This is a genomic window from Comamonas badia DSM 17552 (assembly GCF_000484635.1).
GTDB lineage: Bacteria > Pseudomonadota > Gammaproteobacteria > Burkholderiales > Burkholderiaceae_C > Comamonas_C > Comamonas_C badia.
In genome coordinates, this window is the sequence record NZ_AXVM01000002.1 from 20,863 (window position 1) to 42,738 (window position 21,876).

At 64.9% G+C, this 21,876-nt stretch carries 20 protein-coding genes and 1 pseudogene; 2 read left to right on the plus strand and 19 right to left on the minus strand.

Features of this window, described 5'->3' with window-relative positions:
* Positions 1-7: 7 nt before the first annotated feature.
* The 11 genes from K320_RS0104185 to K320_RS18545 form a co-directional block, all read right to left on the minus strand.
* Entirely contained in the window at positions 8-280 is a 273-nt protein-coding gene (locus K320_RS0104185; RefSeq protein WP_009523292.1) for a VirB3 family type IV secretion system protein, read from the minus strand.
* Positions 277-654, minus strand: coding sequence for a TrbC/VirB2 family protein (locus K320_RS0104190; protein WP_009523291.1), 378 nt, complete (start codon positions 652-654; stop codon positions 277-279). Before K320_RS0104190 ends, K320_RS0104185 begins: the two co-directional genes overlap by 4 nt.
* Positions 651-1,685 (minus strand): P-type conjugative transfer ATPase TrbB, encoded by a 1,035-nt coding sequence (gene trbB, locus K320_RS0104195; RefSeq protein WP_024537621.1) that lies wholly within the window; start codon positions 1,683-1,685, stop codon positions 651-653. Before trbB ends, K320_RS0104190 begins: the two co-directional genes overlap by 4 nt.
* The gene (locus tag K320_RS0104200) at positions 1,682-2,128 is read right to left on the minus strand and encodes a ribbon-helix-helix protein, CopG family (protein ID WP_009523289.1); all 447 of its coding nucleotides are present in this window, start codon (positions 2,126-2,128) and stop codon (positions 1,682-1,684) included. Before K320_RS0104200 ends, trbB begins: the two co-directional genes overlap by 4 nt.
* A complete protein-coding gene (locus tag K320_RS0104205) occupies positions 2,125-4,122 on the minus strand; it encodes a conjugal transfer protein TraG (RefSeq protein WP_024537622.1) in 1,998 nt (665 codons plus the stop codon). The genes K320_RS0104200 and K320_RS0104205 overlap by 4 nt, the downstream gene beginning before the upstream one ends.
* Positions 4,123-4,340: 218 nt before the next feature.
* Entirely contained in the window at positions 4,341-4,613 is a 273-nt protein-coding gene (locus K320_RS0104210) for an EexN family lipoprotein (RefSeq protein WP_009523287.1), read from the minus strand.
* A 35-nt stretch (positions 4,614-4,648) separates the two neighbouring features.
* Positions 4,649-5,542 (minus strand): LysR family transcriptional regulator, encoded by an 894-nt coding sequence (locus K320_RS0104215; protein ID WP_009523286.1) that lies wholly within the window; start codon positions 5,540-5,542, stop codon positions 4,649-4,651.
* Between the two features lie 69 nt (positions 5,543-5,611).
* On the minus strand, positions 5,612-8,800 hold the full coding sequence (locus K320_RS0104220) for a CusA/CzcA family heavy metal efflux RND transporter (RefSeq protein WP_024537623.1): 3,189 nt from the start codon (positions 8,798-8,800) through the stop codon (positions 5,612-5,614).
* A gap of 16 nt (positions 8,801-8,816) precedes the next feature.
* On the minus strand, positions 8,817-10,409 hold the full coding sequence (locus K320_RS0104225) for an efflux RND transporter periplasmic adaptor subunit (RefSeq protein WP_024537624.1): 1,593 nt from the start codon (positions 10,407-10,409) through the stop codon (positions 8,817-8,819).
* Positions 10,410-10,411: 2 nt separating this feature from the next.
* A complete protein-coding gene (locus K320_RS0104230; RefSeq protein WP_024537625.1) occupies positions 10,412-11,737 on the minus strand; it encodes a TolC family protein in 1,326 nt (441 codons plus the stop codon).
* Between the two features lie 167 nt (positions 11,738-11,904).
* Positions 11,905-12,258: a hypothetical protein gene (locus tag K320_RS18545; protein WP_083840419.1), complete on the minus strand. Its 354-nt coding sequence runs from the start codon at positions 12,256-12,258 to the stop codon at positions 11,905-11,907.
* A gap of 175 nt (positions 12,259-12,433) precedes the next feature.
* Between K320_RS18545 and K320_RS0104235 the strand changes: the two are divergent.
* Positions 12,434-13,126: pseudogene (locus tag K320_RS0104235) on the plus strand (ATP-binding protein); the annotation flags it as partial.
* Positions 13,127-13,161: 35 nt separating this feature from the next.
* Here the strand turns inward: K320_RS0104235 and K320_RS0104240 are convergent.
* From K320_RS0104240 to K320_RS0104250, 3 genes are read right to left on the minus strand one after another with little or no spacing between them, the layout of a single operon-like run.
* Positions 13,162-13,854, minus strand: coding sequence for a ZIP family metal transporter (locus K320_RS0104240; RefSeq protein ID WP_009523279.1), 693 nt, complete (start codon positions 13,852-13,854; stop codon positions 13,162-13,164).
* A 3-nt stretch (positions 13,855-13,857) separates the two neighbouring features.
* Positions 13,858-14,160, minus strand: a complete 303-nt coding sequence (locus tag K320_RS18550) for a double zinc ribbon domain-containing protein (RefSeq protein ID WP_082136747.1) — start codon at positions 14,158-14,160, stop codon at positions 13,858-13,860.
* A gap of 22 nt (positions 14,161-14,182) precedes the next feature.
* Entirely contained in the window at positions 14,183-16,621 is a 2,439-nt protein-coding gene (locus tag K320_RS0104250) for a heavy metal translocating P-type ATPase (protein ID WP_027477924.1), read from the minus strand.
* Positions 16,622-16,724: 103 nt separating this feature from the next.
* Between K320_RS0104250 and cadR the strand changes: the two genes are divergently transcribed.
* Positions 16,725-17,180 (plus strand): Cd(II)/Pb(II)-responsive transcriptional regulator, encoded by a 456-nt coding sequence (gene cadR, locus K320_RS0104255; protein ID WP_024537628.1) that lies wholly within the window; start codon positions 16,725-16,727, stop codon positions 17,178-17,180.
* Here the strand turns inward: cadR and K320_RS0104260 are convergent, their stop codons facing one another.
* From K320_RS0104260 to parA, 5 genes are all read right to left on the minus strand, one after another.
* Complete coding sequence (locus K320_RS0104260; protein WP_024537629.1) at positions 17,181-19,175, minus strand: relaxase/mobilization nuclease domain-containing protein; 1,995 nt, start codon at positions 19,173-19,175, stop codon at positions 17,181-17,183.
* Positions 19,176-19,623: 448 nt separating this feature from the next.
* Positions 19,624-20,211, minus strand: coding sequence for a S26 family signal peptidase (locus K320_RS0104265; protein ID WP_024537630.1), 588 nt, complete (start codon positions 20,209-20,211; stop codon positions 19,624-19,626).
* Positions 20,208-20,753: a DUF2840 domain-containing protein gene (locus tag K320_RS0104270; protein ID WP_014859386.1), complete on the minus strand. Its 546-nt coding sequence runs from the start codon at positions 20,751-20,753 to the stop codon at positions 20,208-20,210. Before K320_RS0104270 ends, K320_RS0104265 begins: the two co-directional genes overlap by 4 nt.
* A complete protein-coding gene (locus K320_RS0104275; RefSeq protein WP_014859387.1) occupies positions 20,750-21,022 on the minus strand; it encodes a hypothetical protein in 273 nt (90 codons plus the stop codon). The genes K320_RS0104270 and K320_RS0104275 overlap by 4 nt, the downstream gene beginning before the upstream one ends.
* Entirely contained in the window at positions 21,019-21,657 is a 639-nt protein-coding gene (parA, locus tag K320_RS0104280; RefSeq protein ID WP_024537631.1) for a ParA family partition ATPase, read from the minus strand. The genes K320_RS0104275 and parA overlap by 4 nt, the downstream gene beginning before the upstream one ends.
* Positions 21,658-21,876: the final 219 nt, after the last annotated feature.

Consider the following 21,876-nt stretch of genomic DNA (forward strand, 5'->3'; position numbering starts at 1 on the left):
ATTCCCCTCACACGTCCAGCAGCGGCCGGTGCTTGATATGGCGCGCGAACACGGCCATGAACTGCGGATCGACACGCGCACCCCAGACCGCCAGCGAATGGCCGACGATCCAGAGCACCACGCCTGGAATCCACATCTGTAAGCCCAGCCCGACAGCAGCGGCCAAGGTGCCGTTAGTGATGGCCACGGTGCGCGGCGCACCGCCCATCAGGATCGGCTCGGTCAACGACCGATGCAGCGGCACCTCGAAGCCGGGTATTCCATCGTGTGGGCCGTTCATACGACGGCCCCACCGGAGAAGCTGAAGAACGACAGGAAGAAGCTCGAAGCGGCGAACGCGATGGACAGGCCAAACACGATCTGGATCAGCTTGCGGAACCCGCCCGAGGTATCACCGAAGGCCAGCGCCAAGCCCGTAGCGATGATGATGATGACCGCGACGATGCGCGCCACCGGCCCCTGGATGGATTCGAGGATGGATTGCAGCGGCCCTTCCCAGGGCATCGAGGAACCGGCGGCCTGCGCAGTACCTGCGAGCAGCAGCATGAAGGCAGCGAGCATCAAGCCCTGCATGGCCGGGCGAGCCAGGCCATCCAGCCGTGCGGGCCGAGGAAGCGGATTTGCGGAAATACGGAAAGCATCAGCGTGCGTCATGGAAGTTCTCCAGAGTGGTCAGGGGACGGGGAGGAAAGGTCGGACTGCGACAGCAGCTCCGGGAATGGAGCCTCCAGCGCATCCGCCAGGTGGTAGCCCACGCCATCGAAGCCGATGACGCGGACGATGCTCTCGATGCGGCGCTTGCGCCCGCGCCCAGCGATGTGGATGACCACATTGACCGCTTCCGCGATCAGCGCACGGGGCGGGTTCACCGCCACTTCGAGGATCAGTTGCTCCAAACGCAGCAGCGCGCCCAGCGCGGAGCCGGCATGGATCGTGGCAATGCCGCCCGGATGGCCTGTACCCCACACCTTGATGAGATCCAGCGCTTCGGCGCCGCGTACCTCGCCGACGACGACGCGATCCGGGCGCAGGCGCATGGACGAGCGCACCAGCTCGGTCATCGACACCACGCCTGCGCGCGTGCGCAGCGGTACGTGGTCGCAGGCCGCGCATTGCAGCTCCACCGTGTCTTCAAGCACCAGCACGCGGTCGCCAGTGGCGGCGATCTCGGCGAGCAAGGCATTGGCGAGCGTGGTCTTGCCCGTGCTGGTGCCACCGGCAATCAGGATGTTCTGGCGCTCGCGCACGGCGCGCACCAGCAAGCCCGCCTGCGCGGCGGTCATCATTTCGTCCTCGATGTAGCGCGACAGCGGGATCACGCCAAAGGCGCGCTTGCGCAAAGCGAAGGCCGGCCCCGGCGCAGCGGGCGGCAGGATGCCCTCGAAGCGCTCGCCCGTCTCGGGCAGCTCCGCCGTCAGGAGCGGCTGGCCGCGATGCACCTCGGCGCCGACGTGGGCCGCGACCAGCCGGATGATTCGTTCGCCGTCGGCCTCGGACAGCTCCACACCCATCGGCGCGCGGCCCGACGAAAGCCGGTCGATCCACAAGGTGCGATCCGGGTTCAGCATGACTTCCACTACGTCGGGGTCTTCCAGCGCGGCGGCGATCAGTGGCCCCATCGCCGTGCGCAGCATCTGGATGCGGCGATCCAGTGAAACGGCGGTGAAGGAAGGAACGGCGCTCATGACGCGCGCTCCTGCGCGTCGTCCATGCGTGCCGGGTCTGGATGCAGTTCTTCCACCACGTCTCGCACCAGACTGCGACCGCGCAGCAAATGCCGCCCGAGTTGTTCGACGAACTGCTCGAAGCGCGCCTTGCCCTGGGCGCGCGCTGCGTCCTGATGCGCTTCGGGCACGGGCGTGCTCACCGTGAGGAAGTAGCGGATGAACAGTGCCAGCGTCTCGATCTGGATGTTCTGGTCGCGCTCCATGCGTTCGGCCTGCCGCGACAGGCGATCAAGCCGCTTGGCAATGGCCGCCTCGCGCTGGTCGGCGGCATCGGGCGACAGCCACGATGCGAGCGCCGCCGCGACGATGGACGACTTGGACACGCCCTTCTTGGCGGCCAGCTCATCGAGCCGCTTGGCGTGCTCCGGCTGGATGAACACGTTGAGGCGGTGTTGGGTCATAGGTCGATTCCGTCATCAGGGTCGAGGGATGCCAGCCGGGCCGTGCGTTGCAGGGCAGGGTCGAGCTGGCGAGGAAGGGGAAGCGGCAGGTCGTCGTCATCGAGCAACCCAAGGTCGGCCGCAGGCGCGGCCAGCTCGGGGTCGTAGGCGGCGATTTCGGAGAGTTCGGGCTGGCGACGCGGGCCGCCGTCATCGGCGCTGCCAAGGTCGCCAACGGTCTCCGCGACGAGAGGTGCCGGCACCGCAGGAATTGCCAGCCCGCTCCAGTCATCGGCGCGGGCCGGCGGCGCGTCGGCGTACTGCCCGTCCGCCAGCGTGGGCGGCGGCAGCACGCGGCGCTTGAAATTGGCGTCCGCGTAGTAGCGCAGCTTCTTCGCCTTGATGGGCGCCACGCTGGACACCATTACCACGGCCTCATCAGGCGGAAGCTGCATGACTTCGCCCGGCGTCAGCAGCGGACGCGCGGTTTCCTGGCGCGACACCATGAGGTGGCCCAGCCACGGCGCGAGCCGGTGGCCCGCGTAGTTGCGCTGCGCGCGCAGCTCGGTGGCGGTGCCCAGCGTCTCGGAGATCCGTTTGGCGGTGCGCTCGTCGTTCGTGGCGAACGTCACGCGCACATGGCAGTTGTCGAGGATGGAGTGGTTTTGCCCATACGCCTTGTCGATCTGGTTGAGCGACTGCGCGATGAGGAAGCTGCGGATGCCATAGCCCGCCATGAAGGCCAGCGCCGTCTCGAAGAAGTCCAGGCGCCCCAGCGCAGGGAACTCATCGAGCATCAGCAGCAGCTTGTGGCGGCGCTCGATGCCATCGGAGCCATCGAGCGACTCGGTGAGGCGCCGCCCGATCTGGTTGAGGATCAGGCGAATGAGCGGCTTCGTCCGCGATATGTCCGAAGGCGGCACCACCAGATACAGCGATACCGGATGCTCGGCCGCGATCAGGTCGGCGATGCGCCAATCGCACCGCGACGTGACTTGGGCCACCGTGGGATCGCGGTACAGGCCGAGGAACGACATGGCGGTGCTCAACACGCCGGAACGCTCGTTGTCCGATTTGTTGAGCACTTCGCGCGCAGCCGAGGCCACCACCGGATGAGGCCCATCGCCGAGGTGCGGCGTGGTCATCATCCGGTGCAGCGTCAACTCGAAGGGGCTGGCCGGGTCGGAGAGGAAGTTGGCGACGCCGCGCAGCGTCTTGTCTTCGCCCGCGTAGAGCACATGCAGGATGGCCCCGACCAGCAGCGCGTGCGAAGTCTTTTCCCAGTGATTGCGCTTCTCCAGCGCACCTTCGGGATCAACCAGAATGTCCGCGATGTTCTGCACGTCGCGCACCTCATGCGCGCCGTGTCGTACCTCCAGCAGCGGGTTGTAGGCCGCTGACTTCGCATCGGTGGGGTTGAACAGCAGGCAATGCGAGAAGCGCGAGCGCCAACCGGCGGTGATCTGCCAGTTCTCGCCTTTGATGTCGTGGATGACGGCGGATGCAGGCCAGGAAAGCAGCGTCGGCACCACGAGGCCCACGCCCTTGCCCGAGCGCGTAGGCGCGAAGGTCAGGACGTGTTCCGGGCCTTCATGCCGCAGGTACTGTTGGCGATGCAGGCCGAGGAACACGCCCGCAGGGTGGTCAAGGCCCGCCTTGTGAATGTCCTCCACATTGGCCCAGCGGGCCGAGCCATAGGTCGTGACCAGGCGCGACTGGCGCGAGCGCCAGATCGACATGCCGATGGCGACCACAACCGCCAGTAGGCCACTGCCGCCCGCGATGGCGCCGCCGGTATCGAACACGCGCGGCGCGTAGGCATCGAAGAAGAACCACCACTCGAACAACCGCCACGGGTGATAGACCGGTGTGTCCAGGAAATCGAACCACGGCGAGCCCAGGCGTAGTTGGTAGCCCAGGGCCGCCGCTGTCCATTGCGTGGCGCTCCACACCCCAGCGATCACGATGCCGAACACCACGGCAATCTGACCGAACAGCACGTTCGTTCCCTGCATCATCCAGCCTCCGATCGCAGCACAGGCATGTGCCGCCCTCGTGAGGATCAGTGCCGCTGGGCGTGCCGGTCAAAGACCGTTATCGGCAGGTTGATGCCGCAAAAAACATGGTTTCCGGCAGGGAAGAACTGGGGCGAAAGACCGCCACAATGAGCGCGCTGCTGCGCAGCGCGCAAAAAGGCGCAGGCACGCGCAGGTGCGTTGCGGCAAGCCGACCATCAGAACTTCGGCGGTTCCTTCGGTGGCGTATAAGGCACCTTGCCGTCGCCCAGGAAACGTCGGTTCGTCGCCTCGGCCACTCGGTTGCACAGCACGTCGCCCATCGTCGGACGATCCGTCTTGCACTGCTGGCGCAGTTCTCGCAAACGCACGGGGTCAGCAGCCAGTTCCTCCACGCTGGGCACGGCAGCGGGCTTGGACGGCTCAGACTTGCCGCAGGCGACCAGCAGAACTGCTAGCGACGACATAGCGATGATCTTGGATAGGTTCATGGCTTGAATCCTCCGAAGTGAAACGGGGCCAATGGCTAAGCGTCTCCCGGTCCCAGGGCTTCGACCCGCTCGATAAAGCGGGCTAGCGCCTGCGACGGCTCGGCGTCGCGGCGCAGCAGATAGGTAGTGAGCATGGGCGACTTTCCCGCGAGCGGTCGGCCCACCACGCCCGGCTCGCGGCTGGAAGCGATGTGCGCGGCGCCTGCGAGCCCTAGCGCCAAGCCGGCCGACACGAAAGTCATCATCACGTCGAACGTGGCGACGTACTGTTCGATCAAGGGCTCCCGGTCCTGCTTGCGCAGGATGCGGTCGATCTGCTTGGCATGGCCTTCGCAAACTGCCGGGTCGCCCAGCACCAGGGGATGTTGCAGCACTTCATCCAGCGGTACCCGCTTGTGGGCCAGTAGTTCATGGCGCGCGGGCATGGCGACCATCAGCTCATCCTCCCAGGCGGGTTCGATGATGATGCCGTCGCCCACCTCGTCGGCCATCGAGAAGCCCACGTCGTATAGATCGTCACGCAGGCCGCTGAGCTGCTGGGCCAGCGGCACCTCGAACAGGCGGATCTCGATCTCCGGGTCTTCCTCGCGGCAGCGCGCCAGCAGCGCCGGCAAGCGCGAGGGGGTGATGCCGTCGGACAGCGCCACGCGCAACCGGCCGTGAAAGCCATTGGCCGCTGCCTTCACGCTCTCACGCGCCTGGTCCAGCGCCAACAGCACGCGAGGCGCGTTCTCCATCAGCAGCTTGCCCGCAAGCGTCAGGCGCGTGCTGCGGCTGGTACGCACGAACAGTTGTGCGCCCAACTCTTCTTCCAATTCCCTGATGGCGCGCGACAGTGGTGACTGTTCGATATGCAGCCGCTCCGCAGCGCGGGCGAAGTGCAGCTCCTCGGCAACGGCCAGAAAGTACCGAAGGTGACGAAATTCCATGAGTCGATGTCCCTGTAAAGCTCGAAGGAGTCTGTCGTGGTGCCGTAACGGCGTTCATCGTTGTTCCTTTCAAGCGGTTACGCCCTCATGTGCGGGCTCTGCCGTGACATCCTCTTCTTGCTCGTCCGGGCGATGGGCCAGCCGATACAGAATCGGTAGCACCAGCAGCGTCAGCACGGTGGAAGACAAGATGCCTCCGATCACTACGGTAGCCAGCGGGCGTTGCACTTCCGCGCCTGTTCCCGTGGCAATCGCCATCGGGATGAAACCCAGCGACGCCACTAGGGCCGTCATCAGCACCGGCCGCAAGCGTGTCAGCGCGCCCTCGCGGATGGCTTCATCCAGCGGCGTTCCGTCCTCGCGCAAGCTGCGGATGTAGGAAATCATCACTAGGCCATTGAGCACGGCCACACCTGACAGCGCGATGAAGCCCACGGCAGCGGAAATCGACAGAGGAATGTCGCGCAGCCACAGCGCCAAGATGCCGCCGGTCAGCGCGAACGGAATGCCAGTAAAGACCAGCAAGCCGTCCTTGACGTTGCCGAACATGGCGAACAACAGCAGGAAGACCAGCAGCAGCGACACCGGCACGACGATCTGCAAACGCTGCGTGGCTGATTGCAGATTCTCGAAAGTGCCGCCCCAACTCGTCCAGTAGCCCGTGGGAATCTTGACCTGTGCCAGCGCCGCCTCGGCGTCGGCCACGAACGAGCCCACGTCACGGCCACGCACGTTGGCGCTCACCACGATGCGGCGCTTGCCGTTTTCGCGGCTGACCTGGTTGGGGCCGGGTGCCAGCTCGAAGCTCGCCACCTCGGCCAATTGGATGAAGTTCGTCCGTCCTTCGGCACTGCCGGTGCCACCCGTTCCGCGCGGCAGCGGAATCGGCAGGCGCTTCATGCTTTCCACGTCGTTGCGCAAGGACTCTGGCAGGCGAACCAGGATGTCGAAGCGGCGGTCGCCCTCGAACAGTGTGCCAGCCTCACGCCCGCCGATGGCGGTGGCCACGGCATCTTGGATGTCGGCCACGTTCAGCCCATAGCGCGAGGCTTTTTGGCGGTCGATATTCACGGTCAGCATGGGCAAACCGGTGGTTTGCTCCACCTTGACCTCGGACGCGCCGGGAATCTTCTGCAACATGGACGAGATCTCTTCACCCGTCTTATTCAGGACATCCATGTCGTCGCCAAAAATCTTCACCGCCACATCGCTACGGACCCCTGAAATGAGTTCGTTGAAGCGCAATTGGATAGGCTGCGAGAACTCGTAGTTGTTGCCCGGCACCTTGCCCACGACCTCCTGAATGGCCGCCAGCAATTCGTCGCGCGACTTGCGCGGCTCCGGCCACTCGGACACCGGCTTGAGCATGATGTAGCCGTCGGAAATGTTCGGCGGCATGGGGTCGGACGCGATTTCCGCCGTGCCGGTGCGCGCGAAAACGCGGTCGATCTCGGGGAACTTGGCCTTCAGCGTGGCTTCCAGTTGCTGCTGCATCGCAACCGATTGCGAAAGGCTGGTGCCCGGAATGCGCAGCGCCTGGATGGCGAAATCGCCTTCGTTCAGGCTGGGCACGAACTCGCTGCCCATTCGGGTGGCGATCAGGCCGCACAGCACCACTGCCACGGCGGCTGCCGCCAGCATCACTGCTTTGGCCGCCATCACGCGATCCAGCAGCGGGCCATACCAGCGCTTGGCCTGCACGACCAGGAAGTTTTCCGTCTCGCTGACCCGATGGCCGATGAACAGGGCGACCGCTGCCGGGATGAAAGTCACCGACAGGATCATGGCCCCCACGAGTGCAGCCACCACCGTGAACGCCATCGGGTGGAACATCTTCCCTTCCACCCCCGTCAGGGCGAAGATGGGCAGGTAGACCACCATGATGATGAGTTGCCCGAACAGCAGCGCGCGGCGTGATTCCTTCGATGCCAGGAACACCTCGTGAAAGCGTTCCGCCCGCGTCAACGGCCTGCCGTAGTGCGCCTGTGCATGGGCCAGGCGTCGCACGCAGCTCTCGACGATCACCACCGCTCCGTCGATGATGATGCCGAAGTCCAGCGCCCCGAGGCTCATCAGGTTGGCGCTCACCTTGTAATGCACCATGCCAGTGAAGGTGAACAGCATCGACAAAGGAATCACCGTCGCCGTGATGATGGCCGCGCGGATGTTGCCCAGGAACAGAAACAGGATCACGATCACCAGGATCGCGCCTTCCAGCAGATTCTTCTTCACCGTGGCGATAGCCTTGTCCACCAGCACGGTGCGGTCGTAGACCGTCACCGCATGCACGCCCTCGGGCAAGCTGCGGTTGATCTCCACCATCTTCTTGTCCACGGCCTGCGAAACCGTACGGCTGTTCTGACCGATGAGCATGAACACAGTGCCCAGCACCACCTCGCGACCGTTATCCGTGGCCGCGCCGGTGCGCAGTTCACGCCCCAGCCCCACGTCCGCCACGTCACGCACCCGTATCGGCACGCCGCCCGCACTGCTGAGGATAACGTTGCCAATGTCTTCCAGGGTCTTGACTTGTCCGGGCGCACGGATCAGGTACTGTTCGCCGCGCTTCTCGATATAGCCCGCACCCACGTTGCCGTTATTGCGATCCAGTGCCGTCACGATGTCTTGCAGGGTAACGCCGAGCGAAGCCAGGCGAGCGGGTATAGGTGCGATCTGATACTCCTTGGCATAACCGCCAATCGAGTTGATTTCAGTCACACCGGGCACGTTGCGCAACTGCGGCTTGATGATCCAATCCTGAATCTCGCGCAGGTCTGTTGCCGTGTAGGGCATCCCGTCGGGTTTCTTCGCACCGTCCTTCGCCTCGACCGTCCACAGGTAAATCTCCCCCAGGCCGGTGGAGATCGGCCCCAGCGCAGGCGTGATGCCGACCGGCAATTTATCCCGTGCTTCCTGGATGCGCTCGTTGACCAACTGGCGCGCAAAGTAAATGTCGGTGCCGTCCTTGAAGATCACGGTCACTTGCGAGAGGCCGTAGCGCGAAAGAGAGCGGGTTTGCTCCAGGTTGGGCAGGCCCGCTATCACGGTTTCAATGGGATAAGTCACCCGTTGCTCGGTCTCCAACGGTGAATAGCCCGGCGCCTGGGTATTGATCTGCACTTGGACGTTGGTGATGTCGGGTACGGCGTCGATGGGCAACTTCTGGTAGCTGAACACGCCGACGGCGGCCATGCCAATGGCGGCTAACAACACTAGCCATCGGTGCTCGATGGCCGCGCGAATAAGTTTTTCAAACATGGGCATAGCTCCGGCATCAATGGGTGTGCTCGGCAGAGGCTTTGCCGAGTTCAGACTTCACGACGAAACTGCCTGCGGCCGCATATGCCGCCCCTGCTTGAAGACCTTGCAGTACCTCGACCCGCTTGCCATCGCTGCGACCCAACTGCACAGGCTGGGCCACAAAGCCGTCCTTCACCTTGACGAAAACGACCGGCTTGTCCCTCACGCTCTGAATAGCGTCGCTAGCCACGCTGACTGGCACGGCGGTTTCGGACGCGATCACTTCCACATTGACGAACAGGCCGGGACGCCACGCGCCCTGGGGATTGGCCAAGACCACACGAGCCTTGGCCATGCGGGTTTGTTCGCCGATCAGCGCACCCACGAAAGTGATGGTCCCTTGCGCGCTGGCATCGAATGCCGTGGCTTTGATGCTGACCTTTTCACCCACTCTGACCAGCGGCAAATCCTTGGCGGGCACGTTGATCTCTGCCCAGACCTGGCCCAGGTCGGACACCGTGAACACGGCGGCGTCTTCCTTGACGGCCTCGCCCAGGCTGAGGTGCTTTTCAATCACCACGCCATCGAAGGGCGCACGCAGCTCGAAGCGGTTCAGCCCGCCCGAGGAACCTGGGGCCAAGCCCACGGCCGACAGCTTCTGCTGCGCGTTGGCCACGGCGACCTGCGCCTCGTTCAGCGCCTGGCCGGCTTGCAGGTAGTCCTGCTCGGCGGAAATCTTCTGTTCCCACAGCCGCTTCTCGCGTTCAAAAGTTGTCTGGGCCAATGCCCGCCGCTTTTGCGCCGTCTGCAACTCGCTGCGCTGCTCGGATGCGGCAGGGCTGGCGATAACGGCGAGCACCTGTCCCTTCTTGACCGTTTGCCCCAAACTGGCCTGCACACTTTCGACAACACCCGCAATGCGCGGAACAACGTGCGAGGTGCGGTCTTCATTCAGCCTAATCTCACCCGGCAATTGCAGGGCAGACTTGATGCTTGCAGCCCCTGCGGTGTCAATGCCGATGGATGCAGCCTTGATTTGCGCATCGCTGAGTTCGACTTTTCCTTCCTCCTGGCTGAAGCTGAACGTGAAAGGCGCGTTGGCCGTCTGAGCCACGATGCTGATCTCGAACGCATGAGGTTCCGGGACAATCTCTCGACTCAACAGGCTGTCCTTGTCGGGCGTGAAGTTGAGCGCCTGCTTCTCCCCAGTCAGGCGTGTAACGGTAGCGCTGACCTTGGCGGCGCTGCTGGCTAGCGCCTTTTCCTTTTCGTAGAGCCAGATTCGCAGGCGTGGTTCGCCGCCGTCCTCAGCGAGTAAGGCTTCCAATCCGAAATCCCCTTCTTTGAACAGCTTGCCGCCATGCGGCCCCTTGCTTGACCCCTCGTGGTGCTCGCCGTCCGCATGGCCTTTGTCGTCCTCGTGGGAGTCTGCGCCCGTCTTGCCATGATGCTCACCATCACTGTGGGCCTTGGCTTCAACGTGGCTGCCGTGACCCTCGCCCTCGGCGCTCTTATCCGTCTTGCCGCCGAGAATGGCGCTGCCCAGTCCTATGCCCACTGCGGCGATCACGGCGATGGCAAACCACTGCTTCTTGCCGACGTTCAGTTTGTTCGTTTCGGGTTTCATGTTCATTCCTTGTTTGCAGGCAGGGTGGTCGTGGATTCGGATGCGCCGATCACGCGATCCATGTCCGCCGCCGCGCGGTGCGCATCGGCGAGCGCCTTGAGGTACTGGGACTTGGCGGCAAAGTAGGTGCGTTGCGCGTCCAGCACTTCCAGGTAGTTGAACTTGCCGTAACCAAAGCCCACGGTGGCCGCGTCATAGGCGCTCTTGGCCCCTGGCAGCACCTCTCGCTGCAATATGTCGATCTCGCCGCGAACCGACGCCAGCCGCTCGCGGGCTTGCAACAGCTCTGTGTTGAGGCGCAGATTCAACGCCTGGAGTTCATCCCTCGCCTTGTCTTCACGCTTCAACGCTTCCAACAGATTGCCCTGATTGCGGTCGAACAAAGGCAGCGGCACGGAAATGCCGAGCATTAACTGATTGCGCGCTAACTCGTTCGGACGCTTCACGCCCAGGCTGACCGTGACATCGGGCGTCTGCTTGCTGCGCTCCACGTCGGCCAGCGACCGACGGCGTTCGATCTCCAACTGCGCCCGGCGCAATGCCGATGAGGCCGACAAGCGCTGCTGGATGTCATCCAGCGAAGGGACGTTGGGAAGATCGTCCACGCTGCCCGCTACCTGGGTGAAACGCGGCGGGTTGGCCCCGAGCAAACTGGCCAGCCGCGCGCGGGCACTGCGTTGTTCGCTCTGCGCCTGTGCCAGTTCAACCCGCACGCCGGCCTCGGCCACCCGAGCCTTGGTTTCTTCGACCGGGGACACCTTGCCCGCCGTCACGCGCTTGGCAACGGCATCCGTCGCTTGCCTGGCCAGGTCAACGCTGTCCTGGGCCAAGGCCGTGCGATCCTGGGCGGCCAGCGCCTCAAAGAAGGCGGCAACCACAGCGGCGCGAATTTCAACGCGCCGCGTGTTCAGTTCTTCAACTGCGACGTCACGCCCTCGCTCTGCCGCGGCAATGCGGGCAGCGCGCTTGCCCCCCAGCTCGATGGGCAGATTGATCTGGACGCTTTGCGTGCGGGTTGGCGTGCGTTGGTCTTCGAGCGAGTACGCCAGCTCGGGATTAGGACGTACTCGTCCCTGAATTACCTGGCCCTCCACCGCCTCGATTTCCCGTTGGGCGACAGTTAGGTCAAGATTCGCCTCCAAAGCCAGCGCGACGGCCTTTTGCAGAGTCAGGGGCGTTGCTGCTTCAATCTGCTCTACGCCGTTGGCGCTCTGCCCAAGAGCTGGTGCCGTCGGCAATAACTGAGCGAAAGCCGTCCCCGTCATGAGCGCAAGGAGCAAGCCTGCCGCAACCGCCCTCGCGTTGTAATTGTGAATATCCTTCAGCATCCGATTCTCCAGTGATTTGAAATACACAAGGGAATCGGCGGGGGGGCGATCCAGATGATCGCCAGCAACGTCATCACATCAGCCGCGCGAAGCCGGCTGGATACCGTAGCGCGCCATGCGCGACGGCAGGGGTGAGGACGAAGGGAAAGGAACGCGCTCCCCGCCGATCAGGCGAGGACACGCCACTGAGGGCGCTCTAAACGTTCAGGTGGAGGCGCAGCAAGGTGCTCCGGGGGATACCCCGTATCCAGGGACGGGCTGACCGGCGACGCCAGCTTGACATCCCCTGACAAGACCGAGAAGCACCCGGCATGACAGGACGCGCAATCAGGATCGCCACCCAGGGTCTTGGCCGGATCAGGGCTGGCATCCTGGCCGTCGGCCGCCTTGTGCTGATGCGCATGGTGGCCGAAGTGCTTGGCCGCAGCTCCGGTTTCATGCTGGCAATAACTGGCCACTGCCGCCCAACTGAATTGAAGCGGCAAGAACACCAGCAAGACGATGGCCAGCCATTTGCGCATAGGGGTAACAGTGTAGCAGCTACATGCTTTACTTTGCCACTCCTCGCTGCTTGGGTTTTCTCAGAGCCCCGTGCGCGTAGCGTGCCTCCTCTCAGGTTCATCCTGCATCAAATCAGAGCCGCTTCGATATTCGGCGAGTTGTGGCCGCTTTGACGACTGAGGCGACACGAGGGGGCGCCACAGCGCAGGGTACGGGCAACTGGAAGCCTTCAATGCTGATGTTGCGCATGAACTGTTCACGCCGTTGGCGACGTTGATGGGGGGCACTGAAGTTGCTTTGCGCAAAGCACGCGATGCCGACACGTTGCGAGATGTGTTGGGCTCGCACCTCGAAGATCTCCAGCGCATGTCGATGATCGTGCAGGACATGCTCTTTCTGTCGCAAGCCGACCGTGGGGCTGAGGCCCGCCGCGAGCATGTCGCCAGTCTGGCCGGCGTTGCGCGCGCGGTGGTGGAATTGCACGAGGCGGCCATTGAAGAGGCCGGGCTGAAGGTTCGTATCGACGGCGATGCCACCGGCTTGGCCGATGTGCGCCTGTTGCAGCGCGCGCTATCCAACCTGATCGGCAACGCAACCCGACACGCGCATCCGCACAGCACCGTTGTCGTGCAAATCGACCGGCTGGACGGCGAGATCGCCCTGCGGGTGGTGAACGAGGGGCAGACGATTTCAGCCGAGCATTTGCCCAATCTGTTCAACCGCTTCTACCGGGCAGATGCGGCGCGGTCGGATGCCGCCCGCAATCATGGACTGGGCTTGGCCATCGTGGCTGCCATCGCCCGCATGCACGGAGGGCGGACGATGGTCGATTCGAGCAACGGCATCACGTCTATCGGGCTCATGGTGCCCACCCCGCGCGCGCAATAGTCAACGGATCGGGCACCACCAACAGACTGGCTCCACTAGCCAATTACTTCTTCCAGCAGGAGAAGCGCCAGAAAGCCGACAAAGAACATCGCCGTCACCCAGGGGCGATCTGGCGTTTCGTGTGCTTCGATCAGCAGTTCTTCGGTCACGAGGTAGAGCAACGCAATCAGACCAAACGCGAAGAAGCCAGTCAGAAGAGGGTTGGGCAACAGCGCCACCGGCGCTCCAAGCAAGGCCCCGATCGGCAGCAAGAGCACGAGCGCGGCCGTGATCCAGACGACCCTGGCACGGGAGCGAACGCTCTCGCCGAGTTCCGTGGCCACTGTCAATCCCAGGAACAGAACCTCGATGGTCAGGGCGATGGTCAGAAGCAAGCCGACCTTTGGGCCAGCCGCAAACCCGATACCAAGCACCAAGCCATCAATCAGGATGTCGATGCCGATCACGGTCAGGAGACCGGCCGGCCCCTTCGCCAACGCTTCCAGATGCTTCACCAGCAGCATGGTGGCGACGCCGATTCCGCCGCCGATCATCGTCGCCCAAGGCGAGGCCCGGTGCATGATGTCGGGCAAGATTTCGCCGGCCGCCGCCGCGAACACGACGCCAGCGGCGAAATGCTGAATCGCGCTGACCAGTGTTGGCCCCGGCCGCACGTTCACCGCGACCGCAGCTCCGATGATGGCGGCCGCTGCCGGGATCAAGGTGTAGATCCAGGCCGAGATCACCATGACTTAAGTTACCGCGTTGCCGCACTGAGCACAGAATTTCGCGCCGATCGGAATGACGCTACTGCACTTCGTGCACGACGCTGGCACCAGCGATGTCCCGCACTGGCCGCAAAAGCGAGCGCCGTTCGGATTGATCGCTTTGCATTGCGGGCAAGTGATGCCGCTGGCCGAAGGCGCCGGATTGCGCCCCCAGTCGTGACTGCTGGGGCCACCGTGGCCATGGCTACTGCCATGCCCGTGGGAGCCGCCATGCCCCCCGCCGTGGCCGCCGCCATGCCCACCAAAAATTCGATCCAGGATTCCCATTTTCAACACTCCATATTCGGTTTTACTGACCCGCCTGCTGCCTGAGCAGCCTCAGCCCGTTGAAGACCACCAGCAAGCTCGCCCCCATGTCGGCGAACACGGCCATCCACATGGAGGCATCGTCGAAGATCGCCAGCAGCAGGAACACTAGCTTGATGCCCAGCGCGAGCGCGATGTTCTGCCATAGCACGGCGTGGGTGCGCCTGGACAGCCGGATCGTTTCGGGCAGGCGGCGTAGGTCGTCGTTCATGACCACCACGTCGGCGGCCTCCATCGCGGTGTGGGTGCCCGCGCCGCCCATAGCGAAGCCGATGTCAGCCTTCGCCAGCGCGGGGGCGTCGTTGATGCCGTCGCCGGTCATCGCCGTGACGCCCATGCGCTGCTGAAGCTCGCCGATGGCCTGCAACTTGTCCTCGGGCAGCAGGTTGCCACGCACCTCGGCGATGCCCGCCTGGGTGCCGACGGTTTGCGCCGTCGCCAGGTTATCGCCCGTCAACATCACCGGCGTCACGCCCAATGCCTTCAGGTCGGCCACGGCCTGCGCGGATGAGGATTTGATGGTGTCGGCTACTGCACAGATGGCCATGACCCGTTCGCTGCTGGCCAACAACGTGACGGTGCGGCCAGCTTGCTCATGCACTGCAAGGCGGGCTTCGAGGTCAGCCGAACACTGCCCGCGCTCTTCAATCCAGCGGTGGTTAGCCAGCACATAGGTATGGCCGTCGATCACCCCCTGCACGCCGCGCCCGGCAACAGCCTGAAACTCATCCACTTCTTGCGTGGCGGACGACACGCCATCTGCGATGGCCTTGGACACTGGATGATCCGACCGCGCTGCGAGGCTCTTGGCCAGCCCCTCCAGGGCTTGTTGGCCGAGTCCTGTGTCCACGGGCTCGAAGGCCACCAGCTTGGGCTTGCCTTCGGTGATGGTGCCGGTCTTGTCCAGCGCCACGGCCTTGATCTTGCGCGCCTCTTCCAGGTACACACCACCTTTGATCAGGATGCCTCGCCGCGCCCCAGCGGCCAAACCGCTGACGACGGTGACGGGCGTGGAAATCACCAAGGCGCAAGGGCAGGCGATGACCAGCAGCACCAGGGCCTTGTAGGCGGCCTGCATCCAGGTCAGCCCCATGAGCCAGGGCGCCAACAACGCAACGGCAACGGCCAGGACGAACACCGCAGGCGTGTAGACGGCGGCAAAGCGATCCACGAAACGCTGCGTGGGCGCACGGGAAGACTGGGCCTGCTCAACGGCGTGGATGATGCGCGCCAGCGTGCTGTCGGACGCGGGGGCCGTGACACGGATTTCCAACGCCGCAGCCTGATTGATGGTGCCGGCGAAGACTTCATCGCCGGGGCTCTTGTCCACCGGCAAGCTTTCGCCGGTCACGGGGGACTGGTCAATAGCGCTCTGACCTAGGCTCACGATGCCATCCAGCGGAACGCGCTCGCCAGGGCGAATACGCACGGTCATGCCCACAGTGACTTCCTTGACTCCCATGCGCACCCAATTGCCATCGTCTTGACGCACTTCAGCTTGCTCCGGCGCGAGCGCCAGCAGGCTCTTGATGGCGCCGCGCGCCCGATCCACGGCGCGGGCCTCGATGGCTTCCGCAATCGCATATAGGGCCATCACCATCGCCGCTTCGGGCCACTGGCCGATCAGGAAAGCGCCGGTCACGGCCACGGTCATCAGGGCATTGATGTTCAAGCGGCCCTGCCGCAGTGCAGCCAGCCCCTTGCCGTAAACCGAGAAACCCGACAGCGCGATGGCCGCCGCGGCCAGCGCCATTCCCAGCGCCTTGACAGGTACGCTGTCTGGAAAGGCGAATGCCAAGCCCTCGGCCGCCACAGCCAACCCCAGGGCGCCCAGCGACTTGCCCCATGTCGTCCAGAAGCCCGTTGGCGAGGCAACCGCAGCAGCCGACGAGCCTGTGTCGCCAAGAGGTTCCGGCTTGAAGCCTGCCTTGCGGATTGCGTCTAGCGCCTGCTGCAAGACAGGATCATCGGCGGCAATGGCCAACTCGCGTTCGCCCAGATTGAATTGCAGGCTACGAATTCCCGCCATGCCGTCCAACGCCCGGCGGATTTCCGACTCCTCCGAGGCACAGTCCATATTCGCAATGCGGAAGCGCTGGACATTCTTCGCGCCGAGGGGTTCTGGCTTGAAACCCGCTTTGCGGATCGCTTCTAGGGCCTCGGGCAGCGCGTGGTCATCGGCGGCAATGGCAAGCTCTCGATCCCCCAGGTTGAATCGCAGGCTGCGAATCCCCGCCATGCCTTCCAGCGCCCGGCGGATTTCCGACTCCTCTGAGGCACAGTCCATGTTTTCTATGCGAAAGCGTTGCGGCCCAATAGTCGTTGCATCAGACGCTGTTGGCTCGGGCGCCACAGGCACTGTTGCACAGCCACTCCCGCAGCAGGCAGCGTCGGCGTGTTGGCGTTGGTGGGCAGAGTTCATGAAATTCTCCTTTTCAGTCAGATTGGAAACCCTGTACCCACTACAGAGTCAAGCGCCTACAATGAGCCTTGGAGAAAAACCCGCGACCGCTGAAGATGAACTCATGAAAATCGGCGAACTGGCTAAGGCCGCACATACCCAGGTAGAGACGATCCGGTACTACGAGCGTGAAGGCTTGCTACCCGAAACGGCCCGTACGGATGGCAACTACCGCATGTACGCAGAAGAACACGTTGACCGGCTGTCCTTCATCCGGCACTGCCGGGGGTTGGACATGACGCTGGATGAAATCCGGGTTCTGTTGCGCTTCAAGGATGCACCGCACGAGAACTGCGCCCAGGTGAACGACCTGCTCGACGAGCACATCGACCATGTGGCTACCCGCATCAAGGAATTGAAAGCGTTGGAACGACAGCTCAAGACCTTGCGGGAACGCTGCCGTGAATCCCAGCAGGCCAGCCAGTGCGGCATCTTGACCGAGCTGTCCTCAGCATCGCGCCATCTGCACGAACCGGCGACGCGCAGGGGCCATGTTCATGGGGCACATAGCCTCAAGTGACTAGCCCAAAGAAACCCCAAGCCGACGCCCGATTTCCCATGAGGTCGTTCCGCCACGCACTGTCGCCGCAAGCGGCTGCCCCAACCGCTGCTCGATCACTGGCCTCCACGGTACCAGGCTGAAGCCCATGCCGTCGTCCAGCATCGCATACCGACCGCTGGCGAGCATGAGGCTGCGGCGGTAGATGCCGGCCACGCGCTGGCCGTCGGCCACCGGGCGGTGCTCCAGGCCGGTTTCGGCGGCGATGTCCTTGGCGGCCTGCGCCAGCTCGCGGCTGCGCAGCGTGCCCAGCAGGTTTCGGGCGAGGATCACGCGCTGCCCGCGCCGCTCGGCCAGTCCCTGTTCGGCCAGGAAGTCGGCGCGCTGCTGCATCGCCTGCTTGGCCTCGCCGCCAAAGCCGAGGTCGCCCAGGCCCGAGCCGCCGCCGATCAGTTGCTGGTCGAGCCAGGTAGCCCCGATGACGCGGGCCTGCCGCTCGATGGGCAGGTGCGATTTCAGTTCCACGGCCACGCCGCCCAGGCGCTGCGCGTCGTACTGATGGCCACGCTCGGGCAGATCGTCCGGCACCTTCCATAGCCCTTCGGCCACGCGCTCCACGATGCCGGCGCGGCGCAGGGCTTCGAGTCGGCGGATGTGGGCCGCGACGACTTCCTGCGGATCACGGCCCGGCACGGCCTGACCCTGCGCGACGGCCAGGTGATGGTCGGTGCGGTATAGGCCGCCGCTCGCCAGTGCGGTGATGTTCTTGTCGGCTGCGCGCACGTCGGCCGATCCCTTCACCTCCACTACGGCGCCGGCCGGATAGTTCGCCAGTTCATCGTGTGCGTTGAGCGCGACGTAGTGGGCCTTGCCGTCCACGCCGTCGATGACCAGATAGCCCCGGTCGCGCAGCTCGTCGGCCAGCCCCTTCGCTGCCACGCGGCCGAGAATGGTTCGGCCACCTCCATCAGCATCTTGGCCCGGCTCGAACACCGCCAGCTCGCGCGGCTCGCCGCGCATGGCCCGCTGCATGGTGCGGATGATGTCGCCACGCTCGCCCAGGGCGCGCAGGGTCTTTTCGGCATCGGCATGGACAGCCCAGGTGCCCGGCTGCATCTCGTCAGCCAGGCCCAGGAGCTGCAAGCGTTGCAGGCGGCCGATCAGCAGCAAGCGCTGGCGTTGCAGTCGGGGTTCATTGAGCCGTTCGACATGCACCAGGCCATCATCGCCGGCCTCGCGCTTCAAGGTGCGATCCAGGCTCGTCCACCGCTCCTGATCCACCTCGCGTCGCAAGGTCTGCTGGATCTCCAGTTCGGTGCGCGGCCCCAGCCGTTCGGTCGCCAGTTCGGCGGCACGATGGCGGAACCCGTCGGCGATGTAGTCGCCCGCGATGATGAGGTCTTTGCCGGTGTCGTCGCGCCCGCGCACGACGATGTGCGTATGCGGGTTGTCGGTGTTCCAGTGGTTGACGGCTACCCAATCGAGGCCCGTGCCCAGGTCGGCTTCCATGCGGCCCATCAGGTGCCGCGTGTAGGTGCGCAGGTCTTCCAGCTCCGCGCCGTCCTCCGGCGAGAGGATGAAGCGGAAATGGTGCCGATCGTCGGCGCAGCGTTCCTTGAAGGCGTCGAGGTCGGCGGCATCGGTCAGCGGCCCGTAGGCTTGGCCCGGCTCGCCATCGCGGCCCACGCCGTCGCGCTCGATGTAGCGCAGGTGCTTGGCGAGTGATTGCGGGCTGGCCCGTTGCTGGTTGACCAGCAACGTCTTGATGGTCACGCGCCGCGACATAGGCGTGAGCTTCGCGCCTGCGAAGCGTGCCGCCGTATGCCCGCGCCCTAGTCGAGAGCCGGGCCGCTGGCCAGCGCGTGCGCTGCTGCCGCCGGCTGCGGGACGGCGCATCGACGACTTGCCACTGCTGGCCTTGCCTGCCTGCTTGAGCACCCTGGAGACGAAGCCCTGGCCCCGGTTCTTCGGGGCACTGGGTCGGATGCGGAAATCGTCATCGCGGCGGTCGGTCATGGCTGCGCTCCCTGCAAGCTCTGGCGTGTCCGGGCGTGCGAAGCACGCGGGCACGCCTGCATCGGCGCGGGCCTCGCGCCCCACGCGGCACGGCGGCGAAGCCGCTCCGTGCCGCGCCACCCCCACGTGCAGACAGGCTTTCGACGCGGCCCCGTGCCGCGTCCTTTTGTCTTGCCTTCCGCCTTTGCCCCTCGCTGTCGCTCCGGGCGTCGGCGGCCCGGCGGCGCTGCGCTGCTTGCAGTCAGCCCGCCGGCGAACGCGGCGATGGCCGCAGGCCGGGCACGTTCGAGGCAAGACGCCTGCACGCTGGACGGCTGCGCCGGAGACAGCGCGAAGTGCGGCGCGGATACGCTCGCACTGCACGCGCGACGACACGGCAACAGCAGCCGGAACGACATGCCCGATGGCACGATGAGATGCACGGCAACGTGCAGCGAATCGACGGCCATCATGGGCGTGTCTCCAGCCAGACCGGATGCGCGACGCCGATCACGGCGGATGCGCTGACCGGGCCGAAATAGCGGCTGTCGAACGACGCCGGATTGGTCACGCTCAACAGGAACAGCTCGCCCGGTTCGAGGCGGCGGCAAAGCTGCAAGGATGGCAGCGGCCGGCCCAGCCGGTCGGCAGGCAGCGCGGCGGCCGCAGGCTCGCCGTCGATGCGTACCTGACCAGCAACGATGCAAACGTGCTGCGGCGCGACTGCGCCCACACGTTTGAGCAGCGGCACGCGCGTCGGCAGGTAGCCGCGCTGCGCGGCCAACATGGCGGCCTTGGCGGGCAGCGGCACCAGCACGATGCTGCCCACGGACAGCGGACGTGGCAGCGAGGCAGTGCGCGGGTCGAACAGTTCGATTCGATACCAACCGATCGCCACGCTGTCGGACGGGTTGTAGGTCAGGCGCGGTAGCGGCGACACAAAAGCCGCCCAGGCCAGCGCAGCGAGGCCGACGGCGGCGAAGCCCGCCAGCACGATGCGAGCGCGCAGGCGCGAACGAGGACTCGGCGCGGCGCCGGTTGTGGAAATGGCTGTCATGTGAATGTCCTCCCGGCCAGCCAAGCGGCGTGCCGCTCTGCGGTGTATTCGGGCAACGGCGAGCGCGCCGCAAGCCGGTTGGCGAGCGTGCGCCAGTACGCGGGAGACACGGCGGCCGGTGCGATGCCCAGCGCCTCGATGCCGTCGATGCGTTTCAGCACCGCGCGCACGTTGGCATCGCCTTCGGCGTGCAGCAGCAGGCGTGCGCCCGGCTGCACGCCGGGGATGCGTTGCGCAGCATCGAGCGGCGTGGCGGCCTGCATCACCATGAGCTGCCAGCGGATCGTGCCGTAGTCGTTGGCCTGCCAGCGGATGCGGCAGAGCATCGCGTTCGGCAGGAACACGGCGCAGCGCCGCCAGCCGTCCAGGCGAAGCGTGCGCGCCGGTTCTCCAAAGCGCAGGTAGAGCTTGAAACGGGCCTCGATGTAGGCCAGTGAAACGCGCGTCAGCGGCACGTTGCCGGCCTGTCCGGCGAGTGCCGAAAGCGCAGGCAATTGCGTAACCGGTGTCGCGTTCGCGGCAGGCAAGGCGGATGCGGTCATGGTGTGTTCTCCCTGTGGTGCTCGGGAAACTCCCGCTCCAGCAGGGCGCGCAGCAGGTCGGCCACGGTCACGCCTTGCGTGAAGGCCGAGACCTTGATGCGCGCCCGCATGGCGGGCGTGATGTCCAGGGTCAGGCGCGCCGTGTAAAGGTCGCCTTTGCCCAGCGCATCGGCATCGCCTTGGCGAATCCACGCTTCTGCGTGCGGATTCGCTGGCGGACGTGCGCCGATGCCGACGCGCTTGCCGCGTGGTGGCTGCTTCGCCGTCATGTCGGCCACCGCAGCAGTTCGTCCACCAAGGCGGTGATTTCGCGGGCGGCGGCGCTGTCGGGTGCCGTCTCACGGGCGAGCCGGCCAGCGGCCACGCTGTCGGCGAACACGATGCGCTGATGCACTTCCGAGCGCAGCGCGGGCAGCGGCTGTTCTGCGAGCGATTGCCGCGCCTCGCGGCCGATGATGGTGGTGCTGACGCGCCGGTTAATGACGAAGGCCGCGCGCAGCGCAGGCCGGAACACCTGCGCTTCACGGATCAGCGCCACCATCTCGGCGCTGGCCCACACGTCATAGGGGCTGGGCTGCACCGGGATCAGCACGCGCTCGGCCGCCAGCAGCGCGGAGCGCGCCAGGGCGGCGATGCGCGGCGGGCCGTCGATGATGACGTGATCGGCCCGTCTGGCGAGTTCTGGCGCCTCCTGATGCAGCGTTTCGCGGGCAAGGCCCACGGTGCTGAACAGCCGTGGCAAGCCTTGCTGGCTCCGGCGCTGCGTCCAGTCCAGCGATGAACCCTGCGGGTCTGCATCGAGCAGGACGACATGCTGGCCGCGCAGCGCCAGTTCGCCCGCGATGTGCGTGGCGAGCGTGGTCTTGCCGACACCGCCTTTCTGGTTGAGCAGAGCGAGAATCATGGCGCGGCCCTCCGTGTTGGAAAGCCAGCCTTTCGCTTCTGCATTCCGTGCCGTTGGGTGGTTGTCCACCGAAGCGGTGCTTCTCTACTAAAAGTTAGAGAATTTAAGTTAGGAATGTTAGAGGCCGGCGAAACCCAATGCTGGCGCGGGTTTGCGGCCAATTTTGTTGCCTGATAGCACGAGGATTTGTTGCCTGATAGCACGAGCCTTCTGTTGCCT

Excerpts from the sequence above, each read along its gene's own strand:
- K320_RS0104215 (WP_009523286.1), bottom strand. The coding sequence starts at position 5,542 with ATGGAATTTCGTCACCTTCGGTACTTTCTGGCCGTTGCCGAGGAGCTG.
- K320_RS0104190 (WP_009523291.1), bottom strand. The coding sequence starts at position 654 with ATGACGCACGCTGATGCTTTCCGTATTTCCGCAAATCCGCTTCCTCGG.
- K320_RS18550 (WP_082136747.1), bottom strand. The coding sequence starts at position 14,160 with ATGGGAATCCTGGATCGAATTTTTGGTGGGCATGGCGGCGGCCACGGC.
- K320_RS0104240 (WP_009523279.1), bottom strand. The coding sequence starts at position 13,854 with ATGGTGATCTCGGCCTGGATCTACACCTTGATCCCGGCAGCGGCCGCC.
- K320_RS0104270 (WP_014859386.1), bottom strand. The coding sequence starts at position 20,753 with ATGACCGCATCCGCCTTGCCTGCCGCGAACGCGACACCGGTTACGCAA.
- parA (WP_024537631.1), bottom strand. The coding sequence starts at position 21,657 with ATGATTCTCGCTCTGCTCAACCAGAAAGGCGGTGTCGGCAAGACCACG.
- K320_RS0104220 (WP_024537623.1), bottom strand. The coding sequence starts at position 8,800 with ATGTTTGAAAAACTTATTCGCGCGGCCATCGAGCACCGATGGCTAGTG.
- K320_RS0104265 (WP_024537630.1), bottom strand. The coding sequence starts at position 20,211 with ATGACAGCCATTTCCACAACCGGCGCCGCGCCGAGTCCTCGTTCGCGC.
- cadR (WP_024537628.1), top strand. The coding sequence starts at position 16,725 with ATGAAAATCGGCGAACTGGCTAAGGCCGCACATACCCAGGTAGAGACG.
- K320_RS0104200 (WP_009523289.1), bottom strand. The coding sequence starts at position 2,128 with ATGACCCAACACCGCCTCAACGTGTTCATCCAGCCGGAGCACGCCAAG.
- K320_RS18545 (WP_083840419.1), bottom strand. The coding sequence starts at position 12,258 with ATGCGCAAATGGCTGGCCATCGTCTTGCTGGTGTTCTTGCCGCTTCAA.
- K320_RS0104260 (WP_024537629.1), bottom strand. The coding sequence starts at position 19,175 with ATGACCGACCGCCGCGATGACGATTTCCGCATCCGACCCAGTGCCCCG.
- K320_RS0104250 (WP_027477924.1), bottom strand. The coding sequence starts at position 16,621 with ATGAACTCTGCCCACCAACGCCAACACGCCGACGCTGCCTGCTGCGGG.
- K320_RS0104210 (WP_009523287.1), bottom strand. The coding sequence starts at position 4,613 with ATGAACCTATCCAAGATCATCGCTATGTCGTCGCTAGCAGTTCTGCTG.
- K320_RS0104225 (WP_024537624.1), bottom strand. The coding sequence starts at position 10,409 with ATGAAACCCGAAACGAACAAACTGAACGTCGGCAAGAAGCAGTGGTTT.
- K320_RS0104230 (WP_024537625.1), bottom strand. The coding sequence starts at position 11,737 with ATGCTGAAGGATATTCACAATTACAACGCGAGGGCGGTTGCGGCAGGC.
- K320_RS0104185 (WP_009523292.1), bottom strand. The coding sequence starts at position 280 with ATGAACGGCCCACACGATGGAATACCCGGCTTCGAGGTGCCGCTGCAT.
- K320_RS0104275 (WP_014859387.1), bottom strand. The coding sequence starts at position 21,022 with ATGACGGCGAAGCAGCCACCACGCGGCAAGCGCGTCGGCATCGGCGCA.
- K320_RS0104205 (WP_024537622.1), bottom strand. The coding sequence starts at position 4,122 with ATGCAGGGAACGAACGTGCTGTTCGGTCAGATTGCCGTGGTGTTCGGC.
- trbB (WP_024537621.1), bottom strand. The coding sequence starts at position 1,685 with ATGAGCGCCGTTCCTTCCTTCACCGCCGTTTCACTGGATCGCCGCATC.